Source organism: Paraburkholderia sp. CNPSo 3272 (assembly GCF_024206495.1).
In the GTDB taxonomy this organism is placed as follows: Bacteria; Pseudomonadota; Gammaproteobacteria; order Burkholderiales; family Burkholderiaceae; genus Paraburkholderia.
In genome coordinates, this window is sequence record NZ_JAMBPQ010000017.1 from 110,796 (window position 1) to 134,149 (window position 23,354).

20 protein-coding genes are annotated in these 23,354 nt (G+C 66.0%); 9 read left to right on the plus strand and 11 right to left on the minus strand.

What is annotated here, in order from left to right; all coding sequences use genetic code 11:
- Positions 1-4 precede the first annotated feature (4 nt).
- From M3I53_RS21335 to M3I53_RS21345, 3 genes are all read left to right on the plus strand, one after another.
- Positions 5-1,051 carry an ABC transporter substrate-binding protein gene (locus M3I53_RS21335; RefSeq protein WP_254317831.1) on the plus strand — a complete coding sequence of 349 codons (1,047 nt, stop codon included), beginning with the start codon at positions 5-7 and terminating at the stop codon, positions 1,049-1,051.
- An 84-nt stretch (positions 1,052-1,135) separates the two neighbouring features.
- Positions 1,136-2,698, plus strand: coding sequence for an SH3 domain-containing C40 family peptidase (locus tag M3I53_RS21340; RefSeq protein WP_254317832.1), 1,563 nt, complete (start codon positions 1,136-1,138; stop codon positions 2,696-2,698).
- A gap of 495 nt (positions 2,699-3,193) precedes the next feature.
- Positions 3,194-4,267 carry a porin gene (locus M3I53_RS21345; RefSeq protein ID WP_254317864.1) on the plus strand — a complete coding sequence of 358 codons (1,074 nt, stop codon included), beginning with the start codon at positions 3,194-3,196 and terminating at the stop codon, positions 4,265-4,267.
- 71 nt (positions 4,268-4,338) lie between these two features.
- Here M3I53_RS21345 and M3I53_RS21350 read toward each other — a convergent pair whose 3' ends face one another.
- From M3I53_RS21350 to M3I53_RS21370, 5 genes are all read right to left on the minus strand, one after another.
- On the minus strand, positions 4,339-6,306 hold the full coding sequence (locus M3I53_RS21350; RefSeq protein ID WP_254317833.1) for a beta-galactosidase: 1,968 nt from the start codon (positions 6,304-6,306) through the stop codon (positions 4,339-4,341).
- A gap of 78 nt (positions 6,307-6,384) precedes the next feature.
- Positions 6,385-7,236 carry a carbohydrate ABC transporter permease gene (locus M3I53_RS21355; protein WP_133187218.1) on the minus strand — a complete coding sequence of 284 codons (852 nt, stop codon included), beginning with the start codon at positions 7,234-7,236 and terminating at the stop codon, positions 6,385-6,387.
- Between the two features lie 43 nt (positions 7,237-7,279).
- Positions 7,280-8,185 carry a carbohydrate ABC transporter permease gene (locus M3I53_RS21360; RefSeq protein ID WP_254317834.1) on the minus strand — a complete coding sequence of 302 codons (906 nt, stop codon included), beginning with the start codon at positions 8,183-8,185 and terminating at the stop codon, positions 7,280-7,282.
- A gap of 67 nt (positions 8,186-8,252) precedes the next feature.
- Positions 8,253-9,518 carry an ABC transporter substrate-binding protein gene (locus tag M3I53_RS21365; protein ID WP_254317835.1) on the minus strand — a complete coding sequence of 422 codons (1,266 nt, stop codon included), beginning with the start codon at positions 9,516-9,518 and terminating at the stop codon, positions 8,253-8,255.
- 112 nt (positions 9,519-9,630) lie between these two features.
- A complete protein-coding gene (locus M3I53_RS21370; protein ID WP_254317836.1) occupies positions 9,631-10,767 on the minus strand; it encodes an ABC transporter ATP-binding protein in 1,137 nt (378 codons plus the stop codon).
- Between the two features lie 205 nt (positions 10,768-10,972).
- Between M3I53_RS21370 and M3I53_RS21375 the strand changes: the two genes are divergently transcribed.
- The gene (locus tag M3I53_RS21375; protein WP_254317837.1) at positions 10,973-11,998 is read left to right on the plus strand and encodes a LacI family DNA-binding transcriptional regulator; all 1,026 of its coding nucleotides are present in this window, start codon (positions 10,973-10,975) and stop codon (positions 11,996-11,998) included.
- 137 nt (positions 11,999-12,135) lie between these two features.
- On the plus strand, positions 12,136-13,293 hold the full coding sequence (gene solA, locus M3I53_RS21380; RefSeq protein WP_254317838.1) for an N-methyl-L-tryptophan oxidase: 1,158 nt from the start codon (positions 12,136-12,138) through the stop codon (positions 13,291-13,293).
- A gap of 15 nt (positions 13,294-13,308) precedes the next feature.
- On the opposite strand, the gene M3I53_RS21385 is transcribed toward solA, so the two are convergent.
- The 6 genes from M3I53_RS21385 to M3I53_RS21410 all read right to left on the minus strand — a co-directional run bounded on the left by M3I53_RS21385 (position 13,309) and on the right by M3I53_RS21410 (position 17,885).
- Entirely contained in the window at positions 13,309-14,379 is a 1,071-nt protein-coding gene (locus tag M3I53_RS21385) for a hypothetical protein (protein ID WP_254317839.1), read from the minus strand.
- Positions 14,380-14,491: 112 nt separating this feature from the next.
- On the minus strand, positions 14,492-15,796 hold the full coding sequence (locus M3I53_RS21390; RefSeq protein ID WP_254317840.1) for a sigma-70 family RNA polymerase sigma factor: 1,305 nt from the start codon (positions 15,794-15,796) through the stop codon (positions 14,492-14,494).
- Complete coding sequence (locus tag M3I53_RS21395) at positions 15,793-16,215, minus strand: VOC family protein (RefSeq protein ID WP_254317841.1); 423 nt, start codon at positions 16,213-16,215, stop codon at positions 15,793-15,795. Before M3I53_RS21395 ends, M3I53_RS21390 begins: the two co-directional genes overlap by 4 nt.
- A gap of 32 nt (positions 16,216-16,247) precedes the next feature.
- Positions 16,248-16,670 (minus strand): YciI family protein, encoded by a 423-nt coding sequence (locus M3I53_RS21400; RefSeq protein ID WP_254317842.1) that lies wholly within the window; start codon positions 16,668-16,670, stop codon positions 16,248-16,250.
- A gap of 151 nt (positions 16,671-16,821) precedes the next feature.
- Positions 16,822-17,175 (minus strand): YciI family protein, encoded by a 354-nt coding sequence (locus M3I53_RS21405; RefSeq protein WP_254317843.1) that lies wholly within the window; start codon positions 17,173-17,175, stop codon positions 16,822-16,824.
- A gap of 92 nt (positions 17,176-17,267) precedes the next feature.
- Positions 17,268-17,885: a TetR/AcrR family transcriptional regulator gene (locus tag M3I53_RS21410; RefSeq protein ID WP_254317844.1), complete on the minus strand. Its 618-nt coding sequence runs from the start codon at positions 17,883-17,885 to the stop codon at positions 17,268-17,270.
- A gap of 87 nt (positions 17,886-17,972) precedes the next feature.
- Here M3I53_RS21410 and M3I53_RS21415 point away from each other — a divergent pair, with 87 nt between their 5' ends.
- From M3I53_RS21415 to M3I53_RS21430, 4 genes are all read left to right on the plus strand, one after another.
- Complete coding sequence (locus M3I53_RS21415; protein WP_254317845.1) at positions 17,973-19,100, plus strand: MBL fold metallo-hydrolase; 1,128 nt, start codon at positions 17,973-17,975, stop codon at positions 19,098-19,100.
- 285 nt (positions 19,101-19,385) lie between these two features.
- Positions 19,386-20,645 (plus strand): ROK family transcriptional regulator, encoded by a 1,260-nt coding sequence (locus tag M3I53_RS21420; protein WP_254317846.1) that lies wholly within the window; start codon positions 19,386-19,388, stop codon positions 20,643-20,645.
- The gene (locus M3I53_RS21425) at positions 20,632-22,185 is read left to right on the plus strand and encodes a sugar ABC transporter ATP-binding protein (protein ID WP_254317847.1); all 1,554 of its coding nucleotides are present in this window, start codon (positions 20,632-20,634) and stop codon (positions 22,183-22,185) included. Before M3I53_RS21420 ends, M3I53_RS21425 begins: the two co-directional genes overlap by 14 nt.
- Before the next feature lie 41 nt (positions 22,186-22,226).
- Positions 22,227-23,270, plus strand: a complete 1,044-nt coding sequence (locus tag M3I53_RS21430; RefSeq protein WP_069269055.1) for a hypothetical protein — start codon at positions 22,227-22,229, stop codon at positions 23,268-23,270.
- Positions 23,271-23,354 lie beyond the last annotated feature (84 nt).

Here is a 23,354-nt window from a genome sequence, read left to right on the forward strand (position 1 = left end):
CACGATGAAACTAACACGCACCCTGGCCTCGCTAGCCGCACTCGTCGCCTTGGGCATCTCGCAAGGCGCCTGGTCGCAAACGAAGACGATCTACATCGGCATGAACGGCGGCCCGATGGAGAAGGCCTACACGAGCCAGGTCCTGCCCGACTTCGAGAAGGCCAACAACGTGAAGGTGGTGGTCGTGCCGGGCACGTCCTCCGACGTGCTCGCGAAGCTCCTCGCCAACCGCAACAGCCCGCAGATGCATGTCGCCTTTCTCGACGACGGCGTAATGGCGCGCGCCGTGAGCATGGGCGTGTGCGAGAAGCTCGACGATGCGCCGGTGCTCAAGGAACTGTATCCGTTTGCGCGCATGAAAGGCGACATGGGCGCGGGCGTGCAGCTCGGCATGACCGGCATTGGCTACAACACGAAGGTGTTCGCGGATAGAGGCTGGGCGCCGCCCACTTCGTGGCTCGATTTCGCCAATCCGAAATACAAGGGCAAGGTGGTGTTCCAGTCGGCTTCGAGCAGCACCTTCGGGCTGCACGGCTTTCTCGCCATCAACCGCCTGATGGGCGGCAGCGAGAACAACGTCGAGCCGGGTTTCACCAAGTGGGCGAGCACGGTGGGGCCGAACGTCGTCGAATATATTCCCAACTCGGCCAAGCTCTCGGAGATGATCCAGACCGGTGAAGCCGGCATCTTCCCACTCACGCCCACGGCAGTGGGCGACCTGAAGGACAAGGGCTTGCCCGTGGCCTATGCCAACCCGAAGGAAGGCGCCGTGCTGCTGCTCGTGGACCTGTGCGTGGTGAAGAACAATCCCGACCCGCAGCTCGCGCAAAAGCTCGCGCAGTTCCTGCTTTCAGCGCCCGCGCAAAGCAAGGCGGCCGTCGCCGGCAAGCAGATTCCGACCAACCAGAACGCTACCATGCCGGCCGACATGCAAAAGAGCCTGGGCAATCTCGACCAGCTCGTGAAGAAGGTGACGGTGGTGGACTGGGACGTGATCAACGAGCACCGCGCGCAGTGGGACTCGCGCTGGAACCGGCAGATCGAGCAGTGATCGTTTGATTTTCGGGCATCGGCGAGGGCGGCGGGCCCGGCGCGTCCTGTATCATCCACGCGTTGTCGAACCGCCCGCTCGCCCATGCGCTCCGCCCTCGATTCTTCGTTTCGCCTTTCCGCTTTCGTCCGGGCTCCGCGCGCCCGCTTCCTCGCCCTGACGCTAGCCGCCGCGTGCGTGCTGCCGGGATGCGCGACCGGCCCGGCCTCGCAGAATCAGGCCGGGCAAGCACTCCCGCCCGACACGGTCACGCTCTTCCCGATCGCGCACTACGAGCAGAACGTCGATCACTGGATAGATCCGGCCAGCGCCGATTACGACAAGCCCTTCCTTTCGCCCGACGTCCAGCGCGCGCAATTCGATGCGCTCGTCACGCGCTATTTCGGTGCAGGTCCGAACGATCCCTCGCCGTGGAATCGTGCGTTTGTCGAGCAGCGCGTGTATCGCGACGGCGGCAGCGATATTGCCGCGCTGCAAACGCGCCGCCTGGCCGAGTTCGACAACACCGGCAAGGCGCCAGGCCGCATTGGCTACGGCATGAATTTCCGGCCGCACACGAAGGCGTGGATCGACGCCATCGAGCGCAACGCCAACGTCAACCAGTTCGAACAGTCCGGCGGCTTCGACGCCACGCGTCGCGCCATCGCCACGACGGCGCTGTACGTGCGCGAGCTGCCCACCATCGACCCGTCGTTCTATTCACATCGCATAGCAGGCGAAGGCTATCCCTTCGACAACCTGCAGGTGAGCGCCGTGCGGCCGGGTACGCCGCTCTACGTGCTCGGCACGAGCGGCGACGGCGCCTGGCGCTACGTGCAGACGCCGGACGTGCAGGGCTGGGTGCGCAGCGACGGCGTGGCGAGCGTCGATGAAACCTTCGTTTCGACGTGGCGAGCGGCGGCGCACCACTCGCTCGGCGTCGTGGTCGTGGCTTGCGCCGCGCTGCGCGACGACGGCGGCGTGTTCCGCTTCGACGCGCCCGCCGGCACGCTGCTGCCGGTGCGGCCCGCTTCGGGCGCAAAGCCGGGCGTAGTGCTCGTGCCCGCCCGCGACGTGGACGGCCGCGCGGCGATCCGCACGGCGGCGCTCGATACGAACGCCATCGTGCCCGCGCCGCTCGCGGCCACGCCGCGCCATCTCGCGCAGTTGATGAAGGCGCTGATCGGCCGCCCCTACGGCTGGGGCAACACGAACTTCGACAACGACTGCTCGGCCGAACTGCAGAGCATTTTCGCGGCGTTCGGCGTGTGGCTGCCGCGCCATTCGTCCACGCAAATGAACGCCGGGGCGATGACCGATCTTTCGGCGTCCACGCCCGGGCAACGCCTCGACTGGCTCGTGCAGCACGGCGCGCCCATGCGCACGCTCATCTATATAGGCGGTCACGTGATGCTCTACCTCGGCAACACGGAGCGCGACGGCAAGACGGTGCCGCTCGTTTATCAGGACGTGTGGGGCCTGCGCCCCGCCGACAACAGCCGGCGCGCCGTGATTGGCGGCTCGGTCGTCTTGCCCTTGCTGCTCGCCTACCCCGAAGACCCGGGCCTCGAATCGCTCGCGGGCACGCCGGTGTTCCAGGTCAGCATTCTGGGCGCGCCTGCGGGGAGCGCGCCGCCGGCGCAGGATGAGGAGAATCCAGCGGGATGAGTGAGGCGCTCGCGCGCCGAATCATGCGCCGGATGCAACAAACTGATGCGCGAATGTGATCGTTTCTCCCAGGGTGACAGATTCCGCACGGTCGTACAAAAATAGCCCCCATCGAACGTAGCATTCCGTCAACGTTGCACACCTCTCGTCAGGGGAGAAGCGATCGGTGAACGCGCATTCAATCCGGCTCATGCCTAGCCGCAGGCCCACGATGACCACGCGCTCGTCCACGCCGCTCCTGCGCACGCGAGAGGACCCCGGCCGCTGCGCCAGACCACAGGAGTACGCGCAGTACTCCGCGTAGGACCCCGAGCAGCACTCCCAGCATTCCGTTTCGTGCGGTTCCGCGAGGAACCCCGGCCCCCTTTTGCCCGAAACTTTATCGGCGGCTTTGCCTGGAGCATGGCCCGAAGCGTGCGCAACACCCTGTCACATCAATCTCAATCCATAAATAACATTAAGGATGACGAAATGTTACAACGCGACAATCTCGGCATGAAATGGCTGGTCCGCTGCCTGGCGGCGGCCGGTCTGATGGGCACAGCGGGTGTCGCAAGCGCACAGAGCAGCGTCACCCTGTACGGCATCGTCGACGGGTCGATCCTCTACACGAGCCATACGCTGAACACGCGGACGGGCCAGAACGCCGGTCACCAGTTCTCCTTCACGGACAGCGGCATGTCCGGCTCGAACTTCGGCATGCGCGGCGCCGAGGACCTGGGCGGCGGGATGCGAGCGGTATTCGCGCTCGAGAGCGGCATCAGCATCGCGAACGGCCAGTTCGGCAATTCCAACGGCAACTTCTTCGGGCGCCAGGCGTGGGTCGGCATGGAAAGCCCCTACGGTACGGTGAAGGCTGGTCTGCAGTACTCACCGTTCTTCCTGTCGCTCTACCAGACGGATCCGCGCGGCATGTCGTACTTCGGCAGCGGTCTCGTGAGCTACGTGAACAACGTCTATGTGACCGGCCTCTTCAACAGCAACGCGATTACGTACACGTCGCCGGAAATCGCCGGCATCCAGGCGATGGGCATGTTCGCCATGGGCGGCGCAGCGGGCAACTTCCAGGCGGGACGCCAGTATTCGGCGAGCCTGCGCTACCACATCGCAGGCTTCACGATCACGGGCGCGTTGTATAGCGGCAACGCCGGAGGCAGCGCAGCCGCCACGCCGGTGCCGAGCACCGTCGAGTTCGTGGGCCGCACGATCGGCGCGAGCTACCGCTTCCCGAACTCGCTCACGGTCTCCGCTTCGTATGCGCTTTACAAGGTTGCGCAGTCGTTCGACAACAGCGTCTACTCCGGCGGCCTCAGCTATATGATCACGCCCTACCTCGACGTCGACGCGGGCGTCTGGTACACGCGGGACGGCAACGACGGCAGCAACCACTCGCTGCTGGCGTCGAGCGGCCTGCAGTTCTTCCTCTCCAAGCGCACGACGCTCTATGGCCAGGTCGGCTACGTGAACAACCATGGGCGCATGGATACGGGCTTGTCGATCAACAACGCGCTCTTCGAAGTCTCCGGCTCGACCGTGGGCGCGAGCATCGGCATCCGGCATCTGTTCTGATGCACGCAAGTGTTCCGCGGCGCGCGCGTAGCGCGACGCGGAACACTTGCTCGGGCTAGCTGCGGCTCAGCTCAGCGAGTTTCGCGCCACGCGCACACGTCGCCTCTCGCAAGCTCGCGCGCGCCCAACACGAACTGCGCCCCGGCGGGGGCCGGCGCCTGCACACGTTGCTCGCCAAAGTTGAAGGCGAAGCACATTCCACCGCGTCGGCTCACGCGCAAGCCTTCGGGCAAGCGCTGCGTTGCGAGGCCCGCGCCGCGCGCGGCTTCGTCGAGCATGGCGAGATGCAGCTCGCGCGAAAACCACGCAGCGGCGTAACGCACGCTGCCATGTGAGAGCAACGCAGGCCAGCCGTCTTCGAATTGCGCGTGAACGCGCGTGGCGCCGTTGGCGCGCACGTGATCGCGCCAATGCAATGCCTCGCCCTGCACGCCGGAGATCGTGACCGCCGGCGCGAGCGTGGGCCGCAGCGATTCGGCCTCGAGCACCTGCAACGGCAGCACGCGCTGCAACGCGCCGGGCGGCAGGTCGCCGGGTATGGCGAAGTGCGCGGTCTTCGAGCCGCTGCGCGGCCCGAACACCCACAGGCCGTCGCTGCGCTCGATCTGATCGACGAAGGCGTCGTCGATCACGGCCAGCGACGGCACGACCACGAGCCGGTACGCCGAAAGATCCGCGTGCCGCGAGACGATTTCGACATCGAGGCCAAGCTCGCGCAGCGCGCTGTAGTAGTCAAACGCGAGTGTCTGATAGTCGAAGCTCGCGCCGTGGCGCTGGATCTCGAACATCCACTGCGTTTCGTAGTCGAATACGAGCGCCACCTCGGCACGCCCCGCCGGCGCGAGCGTGCGCAGCACATCGCTCGCCGCGATCTCGCGCGCGGCCTGCTCCACCTCGCGGCCGCCCGGAGACAGCTCGTTATTCGGCAGATTGAGGCCCGAATGCATCTGCTCCTGTGCATACGGGCACTGCCGCCAGCGGAAGTACGAGACGAGTTCAGCGCCGTGCGCGAACGCTTCATAGGCCCACAGGCGGACCATGCCCGGCGCGGGCGCCGGGTTCCACGGCGCCCAGTTCACCGGCCCGGCCTGCTGCTCCATCACCCAGAAGCGTCCGCCGCCGATCGTGCGGTACCGGTCGTGGTCGAACGACGAGACGTCCGGGTGCGCGGTGCGTGCGTAGCGAGCCTTTTGCGCTTCGGGCAAGCCGATCACTTCGGTGCGCGCGATCGGATAGCTGTCCCAGGTCGCCACGTCGATGGCCTTGTCCGCTGCGAACCGGTAGTGGTCGAAGGTCGTGAAGAAGCCCATGAAGTTGTGCAGCACGTCGGCGTTCGGCGCATGGCGGCGCAGTACGTCCGCCTGCTCGCGATGAAAGCTCGCGACTTCGTCCGACATGTAGCGCCGAAAGTCCAGGTGATGCGCCGGATTGGCGTCGGTCGGCGTGCGCACGGGCAACCCCACCGCCTCAAACGATGGGTACTCCATGCTCCAGAACACGTTGCCCCATGCCTCGTTGAGCGCCTCGATCGTGTCGTAGCGCTTCGCGAGCCACGTCTGGAAGCGGCGCTGCGCGGCGCTTGACCAGCTCGGCACGGTGTCGTGGCAGCCGAGTTCGTTGTCGGTCTGCCATGCGACCACAGCCGGATGCGCGCCGTAGCGCTGCGCCATCGCCTCCGTAATCCGCACGCAATGCGCGCGATAGGCCTCGCTCGCAATGTCGTAGTGGCGGCGCGAGCCGTAGTTCCAGGGCGTGCCGTCGGCGCGCACGGGGAGAATGTCGGGCGTCGCGTCGACGAGCCACTTTGGCGGCGAGGCCGTGGGCGTGCCGAGCACGACTTTCAGGCCGCGGACCGCGAGCGTTTCGATCGCGTCGTCGAGCCATGCCCATTCATACATCCCCGCGCGCGGCTCCATGCGGCTCCAGGCGAATTCGCCAATGCGCACGTGCGTAATGCCGAGTTCGGCCATGCGGCGCGCGTCGTCGGCCCACATCGTTTGCGGCCATTGTTCGGGGTAGTAGCAGACACCGATTTGCATGAGTGACAATCCGCCTCGGAATAACATCAGTAATACGAATTAGTTAAAAAAAGGGCCTTCGGCTGCGGCCGGGCTCGATCAGCCCTTGCTCGCGCCGAAGGTAAGCCCCGCGACAAAGTGTTTCTGCATGGCGAAGAACATCAGCACCGAAGGCAGCGCTGCAAGCACCGAGCCCGCCGCCACGAGATTCCACGCCGTGGTCCACTGCCCCTTGAGCGCGGCCACGCCCACCGTGATCGGCGCGGCGTCGTCCCCCTGGGTGAGACAGAGCGCCCAGAAGTAGTCGTTCCAGACGAACGTGAAGACGAGTATGCCGAGCGCGGCGAGCGCCGGCCGCACGAGCGGCATGACGATGCGCCAGTAAATGGCCCATTCGCTCGCGCCTTCCACGCGTGCGGCCTCGATCAGCTCGAACGGCAGTTGTTTGATGAAATTGCGCAGGAACAGCGTGCAAAATCCGGTCTGGAACGACACGTGAAAGATGATGAGCGCCCACACGGTGTTGTAGAGCCCCACGCGCAGCGCCATATCGCGCACCGGGATCATGAGAATCTGGATCGGCACGAAGTTCCCGGCGACGAAGGCGAACAGCACCGCCGTATTGCCGCGAAAGCGATACGTGGAGAGCGCGAAGCCCGCCATCGAAGCCAGTGCGATCGCGCCGATCACCGAAGGCACCGTGATCAGCACGCTGTTCGCGAAGTAATGGAGCATGGGTGTTTGCGTGAGCGCCGCGCCATAGTTTTCAAGCAGGGCGAAGTGCTTCGGCCAGCCCCAGTAGTCGCCCTGCTGCAGTTCCTCGGTAGACCGGATCGACGTGACGAGCACGGCGAGCATGGGCAGCAGCCAGATGACGAGCGCAATGGGCAACGAGATTTTGTAAAGCGCGCGATTCGCGGGTTTCCAGCGATCGACGGGAAGCGGATACATGGGCAGCGACTCCGTGAACAGCGACGAGAAATCGACGGGTAATTCAGCGTTCTTCGCGCAGCATGCGGCGCAAATGGAACACGATATAAACGAGCATGATGGCGAACAGCACAACGGCAATCGCAGCCGAATAGCCTTCGCGGTAGTATTTGATTGCCTGGTCGTACATGAAGTACGCGAGCACGGTGGAGCTGTCGAACGGGCCGCCGCCGCTCATCACGGCGATCAGGTCGAAGCTGCGCAGCGCGCCGATCACCGTGAGCACGATGGCCATGAACGTGGCCGGGCGAAGCTGCGGGAGCACTACGTGCCAGAAGAGCCGCCAGCCCTTCGCGCCTTCCATGCGCGCGGCTTCCACAATCTCCGGGTTGATACCCGTGAGGCCCGTGAGATACAGGATCATGCAGAACGGCGTTTGCGGCCAGAGCGCGGCGAAGATAATGCCGAACGTCACGAGCTTCGGGTCGCCCAGCACGGGAATGCCGTGTCCGACGATCATCTTGAGCAAGCCGAAGGTCGGATCGTAAAACCACGAAAACACGAGACCGACCACCACACCCGAAAGCACGAAAGGCGCGAAGAACAGCGACTTCACTGCGCGTATGCCGCGCACATGCTGGTTCAGATAGAGCGCGAATACGAGACCGAGCGGCGGCGCGATCAGGAAGAACACGAGCCACAGCAGATTGTTCTTGAGCGCGGTATAGAACGTATCGGTCTGGAACAGCTCGACGTAATTGGCGAGGCCGACGAACGTCTTCGCGGTCATGCCGTCCCAGTTATAGAAGCTGAGCGTAATGCTGCTGATGATCGGGTAGACGACGCACAGCGTGAAGAGCGCGCAGCCCGGCAGCAGGAAAAACAGCGCGGCGCGATTCTGCTGCCGCCGCACAGTTGAGACGCGACGCGGCCGCGCCGCCCCAACGGGGCGCGCCAAGGTATCGGACATGGTGAAGTCTCGCCGGTGATCGAAGAAGGTGCGGCCGGCGGCGTAATGCACCGGTCGCACCGCGGCTTTACTTGTGATAGATGCGCTGACGCGTCGTTTCGAGGCGCGCAAGCAGCGTATCGAGTTGCGACGGATCGCTGTAGAACTGCTGCATGGCCTTCATGCCTTCGTCGGCCATTTCCTTCTGCATGTCGCGGTCGTAGAACTGCGCAATGCCGCCGCGCGTGCTCGCGAGCGTCTGGAAGCCCACCTTGGAGATGGGATCGTCAGGCTCGGCCGACTTGTTGTTCGAAGGCAGCTGCCCCCAGCCGTGCGCGAGTTCTGCGTTGATCGCGGGCGTTTCCATGAAGGCGAGCAGTCGGCGCGCATCGGCCTTGTTCCTGGCCTTTGCAGGAATGAGCAGCACGTTCACGGGACCGTCTTCGGCCGTCGGCACATTGGCGTCGATGATCGGGAAGCGGAAGAAGCCCACGTTCTGCTTCATGTTCTCCGGAAAGCTGGCCGAGAAGAACGTACCCATCAGCATCATCGCCGCCTTGCCGTTCACGAGCACCGGCGCGATCGAGTCCACGTCGTAGGACAGCGCGTTCTCCATGAAGCAATGGTTGTCCATCAGCGTCTTCCACGTGGTGTACACCTTCTTCACGCGCGGATCCGTATAAGGAATCTGGCCGGCCATCAGCTTCTGGTGGAACTCGTTGCCGTTGATGCGCAGGTCCAGATAGTCGAACCAGGCCGCGAGTGTCCAGCTGTCGCGCGCGGCAACGGCGATGGGCTGCACACCGATGGCGTTGAGCTTCTTGCAACTTTCCAGCAATTCGTCGAAGGTCTTCGGCTCGGACTTGATGCCGGCCTTGGCGAACAGGTCCTTGCGATAGAAGAAGCCATACGCGTCATAGCCCAGCGGCGCGGCATACTGCTTGCCGTTCCAGGTGGACGCACTTTTCACCGATGCGTACTGGTCGTTCCAGCCGTTTTTGGCCCAGTCCGGGGAGAGGTCTTCCAGCAGGCCGCGCTCGGCGTAATAAGCCATGCGCTCGCCGTCGTGCCACGACACCACATCGGGCGGATCGGTCGCGAGCCAGCCGCCCATCTGCACCTTGTAGGCCTCCTCTGTTATATAGGAGACCTTGAGGTCGACGTCGGGATTGGCTTTCTTGAACTGGTCGAAGGCGTCTTGCCACGTCGAGCGCTGGTTGGCGCGCGCCGATACGTTGACGGTGAGCGTCCCGGCGTCGGCAGCCATGCTCGTGAACGCTGTCGCCGCCGCGATCGCAACGGCGGCCGAGGCGCGGGCCAGCGAACCGAACGTTTTCAAGCGATTGGAAAACATCTGTTGTCTCCTGTGTCGATCCATCCAACATGCTGTTGGACTGCCTTTGTCGACTGACGGCACTCGCGCCGCCAGACCTGGTGACCCGCTCTGCCGGCGGGGTATAACGAAATCAGCCCAGCGCCGGCGCGTGCGCTGCCGCGAGCCGGCGCAAAGCTGCGCCTTCGCCGTCGAACAGATGGCACGCCTGCGGTGGCACATGCACGCGAATGCGTTCGCCCACGCCAACAGGCGAATCTCCCGGCGCCTTCGCCACGAGCGTACCCGCCGCATGGTCCGCATGCAGATAGCTATGTTCGCCCAGGCGCTCGGCAAGCACCGTTGCGCACGCAATCGATTGATCGTCGCCAGTCAACCGCAGATGCTCGGGCCGCACGCCAAGCGTGACCGGCTGGCCGCGCTGCAATGCGCGGCCGTCCACGCAGGCGAGCAGCGTCTGCCCGCCTTCGAGCGTGACGCGCACGCCCTCTTCATCCGCCGAATCGACAGTCGCGTCGATGAAGTTCATGCGCGGCGAGCCGATGAACCCGGCCACGAAGCGTGACTTCGGGTGGTGATAGAGATCGAGCGGCGCGCCGCTTTGCGCCACGCTGCCGTGGCGCTCCATGTCGGCGCCCGCGTGCAGCAGCACGATACGGTCGGCGAGCGTCATCGCCTCCACCTGGTCGTGCGTGACATACACGACGCTCGCATCCGTGAAGCGCTGGTGCAGGCGCGCGATCTCGATGCGCGTATGGCTGCGCAACGCGGCGTCGAGATTGGAAAGCGGTTCGTCGAACAGGAACACCCCGGGCTCGCGCACGATAGCGCGGCCGATGGCGACGCGCTGCCGCTGCCCGCCCGACAACGCCTTGGGATGCCGGTCAAGCAGCGCCTCCAGTTGCAGGCTGCGCGCGGCGTCGCGCACGCGCCGCTCGATCTCGGCTTTCGGCACCTTGGCGATCTTCAGGCCGAACGCGATGTTGTCGAACACCGTCATGTGCGGAAAGAGCGCGTAGCTCTGGAACACCATCGCCACGCCGCGCTCGGCCGCGGGCACGTCCGTCACCAGGCGCGAACCGATGCGCAGTTCGCCTTCGCTCAATTCTTCGAGGCCCGCGATCATGCGCAGCAGGGTGGACTTGCCGCAGCCGGAAGGCCCGAGGAACACGCAAAACTCGTGATTCCCGATGTCGAGGTCGACACGCCGCACCACGGGCGGATGATCGCCGTAGCGTTTGCCGACGCCCGAAAGCTGTATCGTCGCCATGTTCTCGCCTCGAATTTAAGCGCTTAAATTTTTACGCGGAAAACTTCCCGTAGCCCTTGCGCGGCGGCCATTTAACCGCTTAAATTCGAATCCGGCATAATCGCGCATTCGTTGTCTCCGTTGATGTTGTGGGAGAAAAGTAGCAAACCCGGCCGCAGCATTGCAACATCTGAATCATCTTCCCTGAATGTGGGAAAGGTCCGACATGGTCACCTTGTCAGAAGTCGCGCGGCGCGCACGCGTCACGGCGGCTACCGTTTCGAACGTGCTGCGCAACCGCGAGAAGGTTCGTCCCGAGACGGCCGAGCGTGTGCTGCAGGCCATCGCCGAACTGGGCTACCGGCCCAACCTCAACGCGCGCGCGCTCGCGCAGGGGCGCTCGTCCACGCTCGCGCTCATGCTCTCGAACATCTCCAACCCGTTCTATCCCGAGTTCGTCCTCGCGGCCGAGCGCGCCGCGCGCAAGGCGGGCCACTTCCTGATGGTCTGCAACACCGACGACGACGCACAAATCGGCCGCGCCTACCTGAACCAGATCGCGGGCACCTTCGCGGACGGGGTGCTCGTGATGAACACCGACATCGCCATGAACGAACTGTGCATCTCGGCCATGCACAACGGCCCCATTCTGCTGGCGATGTGGGAGCATCCCGAGAATCCGCCCGTGCTGCCGTGCGTGGCCGTGGACTTCGCGCGCGCAGGCGCACTCGCGGCGCAGCATCTGCTTGAGTTGGGACACCGAAATATTTCCATGCTGATCGGCGACGGCTGCGGCGGCCTGCAGGACGCCCGTTCGGAAGGATTCCGAACGGCCTTGCGCGAAGGCGGCGTAGATCCCGCGAACGTGGCGCAGATGCAGGTGCGCGACTCGATCGACTCCGGCTACGCGGCCTGCCAGCAATTGCTCTCGCAGCACCCGCGCGTGAGCGCGATCTTCGCGACCAACGACCTGCTCGCGATCGGTGCGATTCAGGCATTGGTCAGCATGGGGCGCGCCGTGCCCGACGACGTGTCCGTGATCGGCATCACCGACATTCAGCTCGCCCACCAGATGCGTCCCGCCCTCACCACGGTCGCGATCCAGACCGAGGCCGTGGCCGAACTGTCGATCCGCAGCCTGATCCGGCTGATCGACGAACCGGAGCAGCAGCCGCCCATGGTGCTCGGGCCGCCGCCCGAGCTCATTACGCGCATGTCCACGGGGCCGCGCAAGCGGCGCGCCCGGGCCTGACCCTGCGCGCGCCGGGCCTCGCTCGACAGGTGCGGGCGAAGCGCCGACAATGAATGCCCTTACGTTGCGCCCGTCCCGCTCTGCGGGCGCGCGACACGCACACACGTTCGCGCGCCGCGGCGCGCACGGGGCACTACATGCAGGACACAAACGCAAGCAATCGACATTTCGACACGCTCATCGTCGGTGCAGGTTCGATGGGCATGGCGGCTGGCTATTACCTGAGCCGTCTGGGCAACAAGGTACTGGTGCTCGACGCCGGCGATCCACCGCACGATCAGGGTGCGCATCACGGCGCGACGCGCCTCATTCGCCACGCCTATGGCGAAGGCGCCGCTTACGTGCCGCTCGCCTTGCGCGCCCAGCAGCTTTGGGAAGACCTCGAGCAGCAAACGCAGACTGCCCTTTTCGTGCGCACGGGCGTCGTCAATATCGGCTCGCCCGACGACGCGTTCATGCGCGAGGTGCAGGCGAGCGCCGCCAGCCACGGCATCCCGCTGGAAACGCTCGACGCCGCCGCTGCCGGCAAACGCTGGCCCGCGTGGCGGTTGCGGCCAGAGCAGATCGCGAACTTCGAACCCGGCGCGGGCGTGCTCTATTGCGAGCGCGCCATCAGCACTTACCGCCAGCTCGCGACTGCGCTCGGCGCAACGCTGGGCACGAATACGCGCGTCACGCGCATCGAGTGTCACGGGCGGGAAAGCGTCAACGTCTGGACCGACAGGAACGAAAAATTCACCGCGCGCGACTTGATCGTGTGCGCCGGCAAATCGACTCCCGATCTACTCGCGCCGCTGGGCCTCGAGGTTCCGGTCACGCGCGTGCGCAAGTGTTTCGCGTGGTTCGAGGGCGAGCCCGGCCTCTTTGCGCCGGAGCGCTTCCCGGGCTTTTTCGTCGCCTCGGAAGCGGGCGGCTATTACGGGTTTCCGGATCTCGACGGCAGCGGCCTCAAACTGGGCCGCCACGACACCGGCAAGCCCATCGCGGCGGACGCACCGCTTGCGCCATTCGGCGCCGAGCCGAGCGATCTCGGCGATCTGCAAGCCTTCCTGGATCGCTACTTGCCGGGCGCGGGCAAGCTGAGCGTGGGCCGCGCCTGCGAATACGACATGACGCCGGACGAGCATTTCATCATCGACCGCGTGCTCACCTGCCCGAACGTGCACGTGGCGACCGGTTTTTCCGGACATGGTTTCAAGTTCGCCAGCGCGATCGGCGAGGCGCTGGCCGAGCGCATCACGCAAGGCGAAAGCCGCATCGACCTTGCGATGTTCGCGCGCAAGCGCTTTGCGTAGCGAGGAAGCGCAAGCCTAGTTCGCGGGAATCGTCACGACCGGCGCCTTGCTGCTCGTGTCGGCCTCCGCGAGCGCCATCAGGTTCTGCAGGACCGTGAACGCGTATTTCGAGTCGAAGTCGGCGCGCTCGACCCAATACGCGGTGCCCTCGTACTCGATCGCGACATAGGCGTCCGCGGGCGCCTTCGGCCCCTGGTGCACGATGATGATTGGCCGCGTTTCGCCCCCAATCAGCCCGACGGTCGGTTTCGTCGCGCCGCTCTGCACCTGGGCGTCAGGCACCTGCACCTGCGCGCCGATATTCGTGAGGATGCCGAGCACCGAGCGCGTCACCATGGGAATGCGATTGCCGCCCTGCGCCGAAGGCCCATAGACGATCTCGTAAGTACGCGTGTCCGCCGCGAGATGCAGCAGTTCGCGCACGCGAGCCAGGTCCGCCGAAACTTGCGGCGACTGCGCGCTGTTCGTCGCGCCGAGCGCGAGAAACACCGTGTTCTTGCCGTTCTCGCTGCGCGACTCCACGTTCAGTTCGCCAGCCAGTTGCAGGCGGCGCAGCGCCTGCAGCAACTGGAAGAAACCCGCCGAGCCCGCGCTGCCCTCTCCGCCTAGTGCGCTGCCATTCTGCAGTCCGCCGATCGATTGCGCGCCGATACGCAGCAGCAGATCGACCGGCATGCCGCCTTCGGCGAGAGGCATCATGAGTTCCGGCGCGAGCGGCCGGATGTACGCCGAGGCGAACGCTTCGCCCGTGGTTGGGGTGAACGTGAAAGTCGGGCGATTCGACCAGGAGATATTACCGGTTGCAAGCGCATAGTCCGGCTGCGCGCCTGAGCCGATATTGCCCGTGACGCCCGCCGTCGAATCGAATTGATACGCGGCGATGATCGAACTCACCGTGAGAAAGGCGGGCGCGTCGCCGTAACGCAAACCGATCACGGCCGCGAGTATTCCGCGTTTTTTTGCATCGCCGAGTGCTCTTGCGTAATCGACCTGATCGGCGCGCAAGCGCGTTGGACCGAGATGCACACACGCCGTGCCCAGCAAGGCCGAGCACGAAACCGCCAGAATCGTCGCTTTTGAAATCATCGGGAGCCTGCGCGCCGGTCCGCGCAAAGTGAATGGTTAGCGCGCACGGGTAGCAAGCGTTGTGCCCCGATATTTCAGAAGTGCAAGCGTTGACCCTTCCGAAGACGCTCCCTCAAGCGCGCGGCGCGCACGATTGCGCCCGCGTCAGCAGCACTTCGCGGTCGCGCGCGTTTTGCGTGAGCGCGGCCGCGCGCTCGAATTCCGCGCGGGCTTCGCCATGGCGCGCCAGTTTCGCGAGCAGATCGCCGCGTGCGGCCGGCAGCCACGGATAGTGACGCAGCGAGGGTTCCGCGCAAAGCGCATCGACGAGATCGAGCGCCGCTTGCGGTCCCTGCGCCATCCCCACCGCCACGGCGCGATTCAGTCGCACGACGGGCGACGCGTCGAGTTCGAGCAGCACGTCGTAGATCGAGACGATCTGCGCCCAGTCGGTCGCCGCCGCGCTCGGCGCGCACGCATGGCAAGCCGCCAGCGCCGCCTGCAGCGCGTACGTGCCCGGCGCACCGGCGCAGGCAGCACCGCGCGCGATCGCGGCAAGCCCGCGCCGAATCAGTAGCGCGTCCCAGCGGCTGCGGTCCTGGTCGGCGAGCAGCACGGCGCGCCCGGCGCGGTCCACCCGCGCGGGCAGGCGTGAAGCCTGCAGCTCCATCAACGCGACGAGGCCGTGCGCCTCGCCCTCGAGCGGAACGAGTTCCGCCAGCATGCGGCCAAGGCGCAGCGCTTCTTCGCACAGCGCGGGCCGTGTCCAGTCCGGGCCCGCCGTGGCTGCATAGCCCTCGTTGAAGATCAGATAAATTACTTCGAATACCGAAGCAAGTCGCGGTTCGAGGTCGGCCACGCGCGGCACTTCGAACGGAACCTTCGCCGCCGCGAGCGTGCGCTTGGCCCGCACGATGCGCTGCGCGACGGTTGCCTCGGGCACGAGGAACGCGCGCCCGATCTCAGCCGTGGTGAGGCCGCCCAGCAGACGCAGCGTGAGCGCGGCGCGTCCCTCCTTCGGCAACACCGGATGGCACGCCACGAACACGAGCCGCAGCAGATCGTCGCCGATCTCGTCCTCGCGCGCGGCGTCGAGCGCCTCCACGAAGTCGGGCGCGAAGTGCGCTTCGAGCGCTTCGAGATCCGCGCCCAGCGCCTCGTGCGCGCGGGCATGCGAGGCCGCGCGACGCAGCCGGTCGAGCGCGCGATGTTTCGCGGCGGTCATGAGCCACGCTCCGGGGTTCTCGGGAATGCCGCTCGCGGGCCAGCTTTCCAGCGCGGCGACGAACGCGTCCTGCGCGATTTCCTCGGCCACGCCCACGTCGCGCACGATGCGCGCGGCGTGGGCGATCACCTTCGCCGACTCGATGCGCCACACGGCCTCGACCGCGCGGCGCGTTGCCGTGAATGGGTCGTGAGGGTCGCGCGTTTGCGTCACGAACCGTGTGCGCCCTTTTTGATCGCCGCCGGCGACATGTACATCAGTTCCCAGATGTGGCCGTCGGGGTCTTCGAAGCTGCGGCCGTACATGTCGGTGCCGCACTCCATCGGCGGACGCTTCGAGGTGCCGCCCGCCGCGAGTGCCTTGTCGACGAGCCCGTCCACTTCCTCGCGCGACACGCACGAAAGACAGGTCAGCACCTCGGTGCTTTCGCGGGCGTCCACGAGCGCCTTGTCGGTGAAGCCGCGCATGAAATCGAGGGTGAGCAGCATGGCGTAGATGTTCTCGCCCAGCACCATGCAGGCGGCCTGGTCATTGGTGAATTTCGGGTCGAACTTAAAGCCGAGCTGGCCGAAGAAGTCCATCGAGCGCTTGAGATCGCGCACGCCCAGATTGACGAAGATGTGCTTATGCATGTTTTGAAGCCTCACGATGATCGATTAAATGCTCAGGACGCCTTACGTTGTTCCTGCAGCTGGCGAAAACTCTCGACGCCCTCGCACTGCGGAAGTTCGTCCAGCTCATAGAGCTGCCGCACTTCGACCTCGCCTTCGGTCTGCTTGCCGAACGGCGACGGGAACCGGCGCGCCCATTCGAGCGCTTCGTCGCGCGAGCGGACCTGGATCAGCGTATAGCCGGCGATCAGCTCCTTCGTGTCGGCGAACGGACCGTCGAGGATCGTGGGCCTGCCGTTCGTATAGTGCACGCGAAAGCCACGCGAGCTGGGCTGCAGGCCCGAGGCGTCGAGCAGCACGCCGGCCTTCGCCAGTTCCTCGTGATAGCGGGCCATCTCGGCGAATACTTCCACGTCGTCGGGCGGCTCGCCCGCTTCGGTCAGCGCGTTGGCGCGCACCATGATCATGAATCGCATTGTCTTCTCCTGAATGTGGCGTTCGGGGTGGTTCGAAGCAAGCGGCACCGGTTGATGCGCTCATGAACACGACGCGCGGGGCGCACGGAAATCGACAACGGACAGCGAAATGTTTTGCGTGCCTGGGGAAACTACCTGGCGAGGCGCCGCCTCAGCGGAAACACGGACCGGTTTCGCGCACTTCGACGCTCGCCCATTGCGCCGCGGGACAGCGCTGCGCAATGGCAAGCGCCTCGGCGCGCGTTGCGCAATCGACAAGGAAGAAGCCGCCGATCATCTCCTTCGCCTCGGCGAACGGGCCGTCGACGATGCTCGTGCGGCCTTCGCGCACCTGCACGCGTGCGCCGCCGGTGTCGGATGTGAGCGCGTGCGCGTCGATTAGCGTGCCCTCGGCGGCGAGTTCTTCGGCGAACGCGACCATGCGCGCGTAAAGCGCCTCGCCTTCGGATGGCGCGCGCGTGTCGCGCTGGCCGCGCGGCTCGGCGATGAGCAGCATGAATGGCATGTGGGTGTCCTCTCAGTCAGCCCGCGATCCTGAAAGGCAAGAGTCTATTCCAGAAGAACCGTTGCGCGTTGGGGCCGCGCGCGGTCAGGCGCTCACGCGTAACGCGCGAGGAAGAGATCGGCGGACGACTCGGCGACCTGACGCTGCTGCGCGTCGTCGAGCGGGGGCTGCCCCATCGCAACCTGCGGCCAGAAAGCGAACGCCTTCACGATGCCGTGCAGCTGCTGCGAGGCGAATGCCGGGTCGGTCGTTTTCAGGCGGCCATCGGCGGCGGCGGCGCGCACCCAGACGGTCAGGTCCTCTTCGCGCTCGCCAATGCGGGCCACCATGTCGCGCGCGCGCTCGGGCGAGTGGATGCCCGCCGCGATCGCCACGCGCGCGAGCTTGAAGAACGCCTCGTCGTTCAGGAGCCGCAGCTTGCGCATCAGCAACTCGACGAGCTGCGTGCGCAGCGGCTCGCCGGCGCGGTAGGCCGGCGCGTCGGCAGTCGCGCTCGCGTCCCAGAGCTGGCAGAGGATCGACGCGAACAGCGCCTCCTTGCTCGGGAAATGGTTGTAGACCGTGCGCTTCGAGACGCTCGCGCGCGCCGCAATACGGTCCATGCTCGTGGCGTCGAAGCCCGAGGCCAGAAATTCGTCGATGGCCGCCGCGACGATGGCGGCGCGCTTGCGGTCGGTCAGGCGCTGAGGGGTGGCTGAGAGGCAATCCATTCCCAAATCTTACACCAGACAGTTTACTTTTCGCCCGAATAAACTACACTGTGCAGTCTACTTCCTGTTCCAAAGGCAGCCGCCGACATGACCTCGCCTTTCGCATCGCTGAGCCGTACCTTGGGCCTGAGCGCCGCACAACGCGGCCGCGAGCTCTCGTCCACCTCGCCGCAACACGATGGCGAGCGCTTTCGCAATGTGCGTCCGCGGCCGGCCGAGGGGCTTGGCAAGACGCTGAAGATCATGTGGAACATGATCTTCCACAAGCCGGGCGGCACCATGCCCGCTAGCGCGCTGCCCGTTCAGGCGCTCACGCGCGAGGAGCTCGAGGCCGCGCCCGACCGCAGCGTCTACCGGCTCGGCCATTCCACGCTGCTCTTCAAGCTGCGCGGCCACTTCTGGCTCACCGACCCGGTATTCGCCGAGCGCGCTTCGCCGTTCCGCAAGCTCGGGCCGAAGCGTTTTCATGCGCCGCCCATCGCGCTTGCCGATCTGCCGCCGTTGCGCGGCGTGATCCTCTCGCACGACCATTACGACCACCTCGACCGCGAAACCGTGCTCGCGCTCGCCGCCACGACGGGCGTGTTTCTCACGCCGCTCGGCGTGGGCGACCGGCTGATCGAATGGGGCATCGACGGTGCGAAGGTGCGCCAGTTCGACTGGTGGCAAGGCGCGAATGTCGAGGGCGTCGAGTTCACCGCTACCCCGGCGCAGCATTTCTCGGGGCGCAGCCTGTTCGACGGCAACAGCACGCTGTGGGCTTCGTGGGTGATCGCCGACGCCGACTTGCGCGTGTTCTTCAGCGGCGACACCGGCTACTTCGACGGCTTTCGCACGATCGGCGAGCGGCTCGGCCCGTTCGACGCAACCTTCATCGAGACCGGCGCGTACGACCCGCAATGGCCCTACGTCCACATGCAGCCCGAGGAAACGGTGCAGGCGCACGTGGATTTGCGCGGCGAGTGGCTCGTGCCGATCCACAACGGCACGTTCGATCTCGCAATGCATCGCTGGCAGGACCCGTTCGAACGCGTGACCGGCCTCGCGCTCGCACGCGGCGTGACGCTCTCCACGCCGCGCATGGGGGAGCGGCTCGATCTGGTCGAGCCGCATCGTGGGGAGCGCTGGTGGCGCGAGGTGGCGGAAAGCGCAGAGCCGCCGCGCACGGCGCGCCGGTGGTTTGCTTGCCGCGACGCGAGCGAAGCGCGCTCGTAACACTGGCCCCACGCCTCGACAGCCCGCGCGCCAGCCGAACGCGCGGGCACGCCTGCTGCTCGCTCCCCGCTTCTTCCCCTTCGCGGCAAAAGTCTCCTAAGCTTTTGCATCGGGGACCGCATCGTACGCGGCCCCAACATCCCGCCCCTTTATCCATAACGGGATTTCCCCAGGCTGACAGCTCCCGATTTTTGGCATTAAATAAATCAACTTGATTTATTTAGTCGGCCACGCACTTCAACCGCGCCGACCTCTTCAGTTTTGCAACGGGACCGGAGGAGACACGTGAGAAGTCCGCATGTCGGTCAGGGCAGCAATTCCGCCAACGTCCGCCGCTTCAACGAACGCCTGCTGCTTCAGGCGCTGCGTCGCGCGGGCGAGGCGTCGAAGGCCGATCTCGCGCGTCTCGCGAATCTCACCAGCACGGCGGTGGGCACCATCATCACGTCGCTCACGGCCAATGGCCTGATCGAGGTGAGCGGCCGCCGCGACGGCCAGCGCGGGCAGCCCGCCTCGCTCCTGCGCCTCTCGCCGCGCGGCGCGTTCGCCATCGGCGTGCGGCTCGACCGGACCAACATCGAAACCGTGCTCGTGGATTTCGCGGGGCAAATGATCGAGCGCCGCTCGCGCGACATGCTGCTGCCGCAACCTTCGGTCGCGCAGGAGATCGTGCAGCGCGACATCGCCGAGCTATTGGGGCTCCTCACGATCGAGGAACGCAGCCGCCTCGCCGGCATCGGCGTGGCGCAGCCGTACAACCTCGGCAGCTGGCTGCGCGAACTGGGCCTGCCAGCCGATACCTTCCGCGTGTGGAACGACGTCGATTTCGCAGGCGAACTCGCTCGCGCCACGGCGCTGCCCGTGTTCAGCGAAAACGACGGCAACGCGGCCGCCATCGCCGAGATCTTCTACGGCTGTGGGCGCCAGCGCGACGACTTCCTCTACCTGTTTCTCGGCCCGGCGATCGGCGGCGGCATCGCCATCGACGGCGACTGCGTGCGCGGCCTCACCGGCAACGCGGGCGATTTCGCGGTGATGCCCGTGCCGCCGAGCCGCCTGCCCTCGGCGCACAAGCCGCCCGGTCAGTGGGACATCCTGCTGTCGCGCGCGTCGCTCATCGCGCTGCGCCGCCATCTGCAGTATTGCGGCGAGACGATCGACAGCCGCGCCGATCTGGAAGCATGCATCGCGCGCGGCCACCCCGGCGTGCAGGAATGGCTCGACGACTGCATCGATGCGCTCGCGCCCGCGCTGCGCTCGGCGTTCTGCGTGCTCGACGTGCCGGCCGTGGTGCTCGACGCCGACGTGGACGCGGGCCTCATCGACACGCTCATGCAGCGCCTGCGCCTCGCGGTTGCAGCCACCGCGCCCGAGGCGCGCGGCACGCCGGCCCTGGTGCGCGGCACCTTCGGTCCCGATGCGGGGGCGCTCGGCGCGGCCACGCTCCCCATGTTCTTCAACTTTTCGCCGCGCGCGGGCATCCTCATGGGCGCCGGCGCACAAACTTACGCACAAGCGCAGGAGGAGAGCCATGTCGCCCTCTGAGTCCACGCCGCCGCTGCTGGAAATGCGGGGCATCACCAAGACCTTCCCCGGCGTGCGCGCACTCGACAATGTGCGCCTCACCGTCTACCCCGGCGAGGTCCACTCGCTCATGGGCGAGAACGGCGCGGGCAAGTCCACGCTGATGAAGATTCTCTCGGGCGCCTACCAGGCCGATCCCGGCGGCGAAATTCTCATCGAGGGCAAGCCGGTCGTGATCGACGGGCCGCATGCGTCGCGCGCGCTGGGCGTGGCCGTGATCTATCAGGAGCTGAGCCTCGCGCCCAATCTCTCCGTTGCGGAGAACATTCATGCGGGCCGCGAACTGCGCAAGGGCGGCCGCCGCTTCGGCACGGTCGACCGGCGCGCCATGGAGCGCGGCTGCGAAGACGTGCTCAAGCGCCTCGGTGCGAGCTTCGGGCCCACCACGCTGGTCGGCTCGCTTTCCATCGCCGAGCGTCAGCTGGTGGAAATCGCACGCGCCGTGCATAGCGACGCACGCATCATCGTGATGGACGAGCCCACCACGCCGCTTTCCTCGCGCGAAACGGAACGTCTTTTCAAGCTTATCAACCAGCTGCGCGACGAAGGGCTTGCGATCATCTACATCAGTCACCGCATGGCCGAGGTGTACGAGCTCTCCGACCGCGTTTCCGTGCTGCGCGACGGCAGCTACGTGGGCACGCTGATGCGCGACGCGCTCAACGCGGAGAGCCTGGTGAGCATGATGGTGGGCCGCGATATTTCGGGCTTCTACAAAAAGGCGCACGCGCCCTACGATCCGGGCAAGGTCGTGCTGACCGTGCGCGATGTGGCCGACGACAAGCGCGTGCGCGGCTGCAGCCTCGACCTGCACGCGGGCGAAGTGCTCGGCATTGCGGGCCTCGTGGGCGCGGGCCGCACCGAGCTTGCGCGCCTCATCTTCGGCGCGGAGCCGCGCGTGCGCGGCGAGATCGCCATCGACGGCAAGACCCTCAACGTGCACACGCCGCGCGACGCGATCAACTCGGGCCTCGTCTACCTGACCGAAGACCGCAAGCATCAGGGCCTCTTTCTCGACATGAGCGTGCGCGACAACATCAACGTCGCCGTGGCCGGGCGCGACGCGCGCATGGGCGTGCTCGACCTCGCGCGCGGCGGCGAGCGTGCGAAGGAAGCCATCCGCTCGCTCTCCATTCGCGTGCCGAACGCGCGCGTGAACGTGGGCGCGCTCTCGGGCGGCAACCAGCAGAAGGTGCTGCTTTCGCGCCTGCTGGAAACGAAGCCGCGCGTGCTGATTCTCGACGAGCCCACGCGCGGCGTCGATATCGGCGCCAAGTCCGAGATCTACCGCATCATCAACGACCTCGCCAAGACCGGCGTGGGCATCATCGTGATTTCGAGCGAGCTGCCCGAGATCATCGGCGTGGCCGACCGCGTGCTCGTCATGCGCGAAGGCGTGTTCGCCGGCGAGCTTGGCGGCTACACCGGCAAACCCATCAGCCAGGAGGCGATCATCGAACTCGCCACTGGCTCGCAGCACCCGCTCGACGAAGCCGCTTGACCTTCACCGACTTCGCAAGAAACGTCCATCAGGAGTACGACATGAAAAGCATTCTTCCCCGGCACGGTGTCGCGGCCTCGCCCACACAGCCCGCGCAAGGCGCTCAACCCGCTCGCAGCGTCGCGGTCGACGGTCATCGCCAGCGCATGAAATCGCTCGTGCGCACCGCCGGCATGCTGCCGGTGCTGGTGCTGCTGTGTATCGGCTTCGGTCTGCTCACCGATGGCTTCTTCACGCTGGAGAATCTTTCGATCGTCACGCAGCAGGCGTCGATCAACATCGTGCTCGCCGCCGGTATGACCTTCGTGATCCTCACGGGCGGCATCGACCTTTCGGTGGGTTCGGTGCTGGCTGCCGCTGCGATGGCCGCCATGATCGGATCGAACTTCGCGGGTTGGGGCTGGGTCGGCGTGCCCATGGCGCTCGCGGTGGGCCTCGGCTTCGGCCTCATCAACGGCGCGCTCATCGCGCTCCTGCGCCTGCCGCCGTTCATCGTCACGCTCGGCTCGCTCACGGCGGTGCGCGGCATCGCGCGCCTCATGGGTCACGACACGACGATCTTCAACCCGCAACTGTCGTTCGCCTTCATCGGCAACGGCACGGTGCTCGGCGTGCCCTGGCTCGTGATCATCGCGCTCGTGGTGGTGGCCGGCTCGTGGTTCGTGCTGCGCCGTACCGTGCTCGGCCTGCGCATCTACTCGGTGGGCGGCAACCCGGAAGCGGCGCGCCTCTCGGGCATCAAGGTGTGGGGCATCGAGATGTTCGTCTATGCCGTGTCGGGCCTGCTCGCGGGTCTCGGCGCGGTGATGTCGGCGGCCCGTCTCTACGCAGCCAACGGCCTGCAACTGGGCCAGTCGTACGAACTCGACGCGATCGCCGCGGTGATTCTGGGCGGCACGAGCTTCGTGGGCGGCGTGGGCTCGATCATCGGCACGCTGATCGGCGCGCTCATCATCGCCGTCCTCACCAATGGCCTCGTGCTGCTCGGCGTGTCGGACATCTGGCAGTACATCATCAAGGGCCTCGTGATCGTCGGCGCCGTGGCCCTCGACCGCTACCGCCAGCGCGGCTCGGCCCGCACCTAAGCGTAGATTCGAACCAGCATCAGCCGGAAACAGGCCGAGCGCAGGCGGTCCTGCTGCGCTCGCCCGGAAAGCACCCAAACAGGA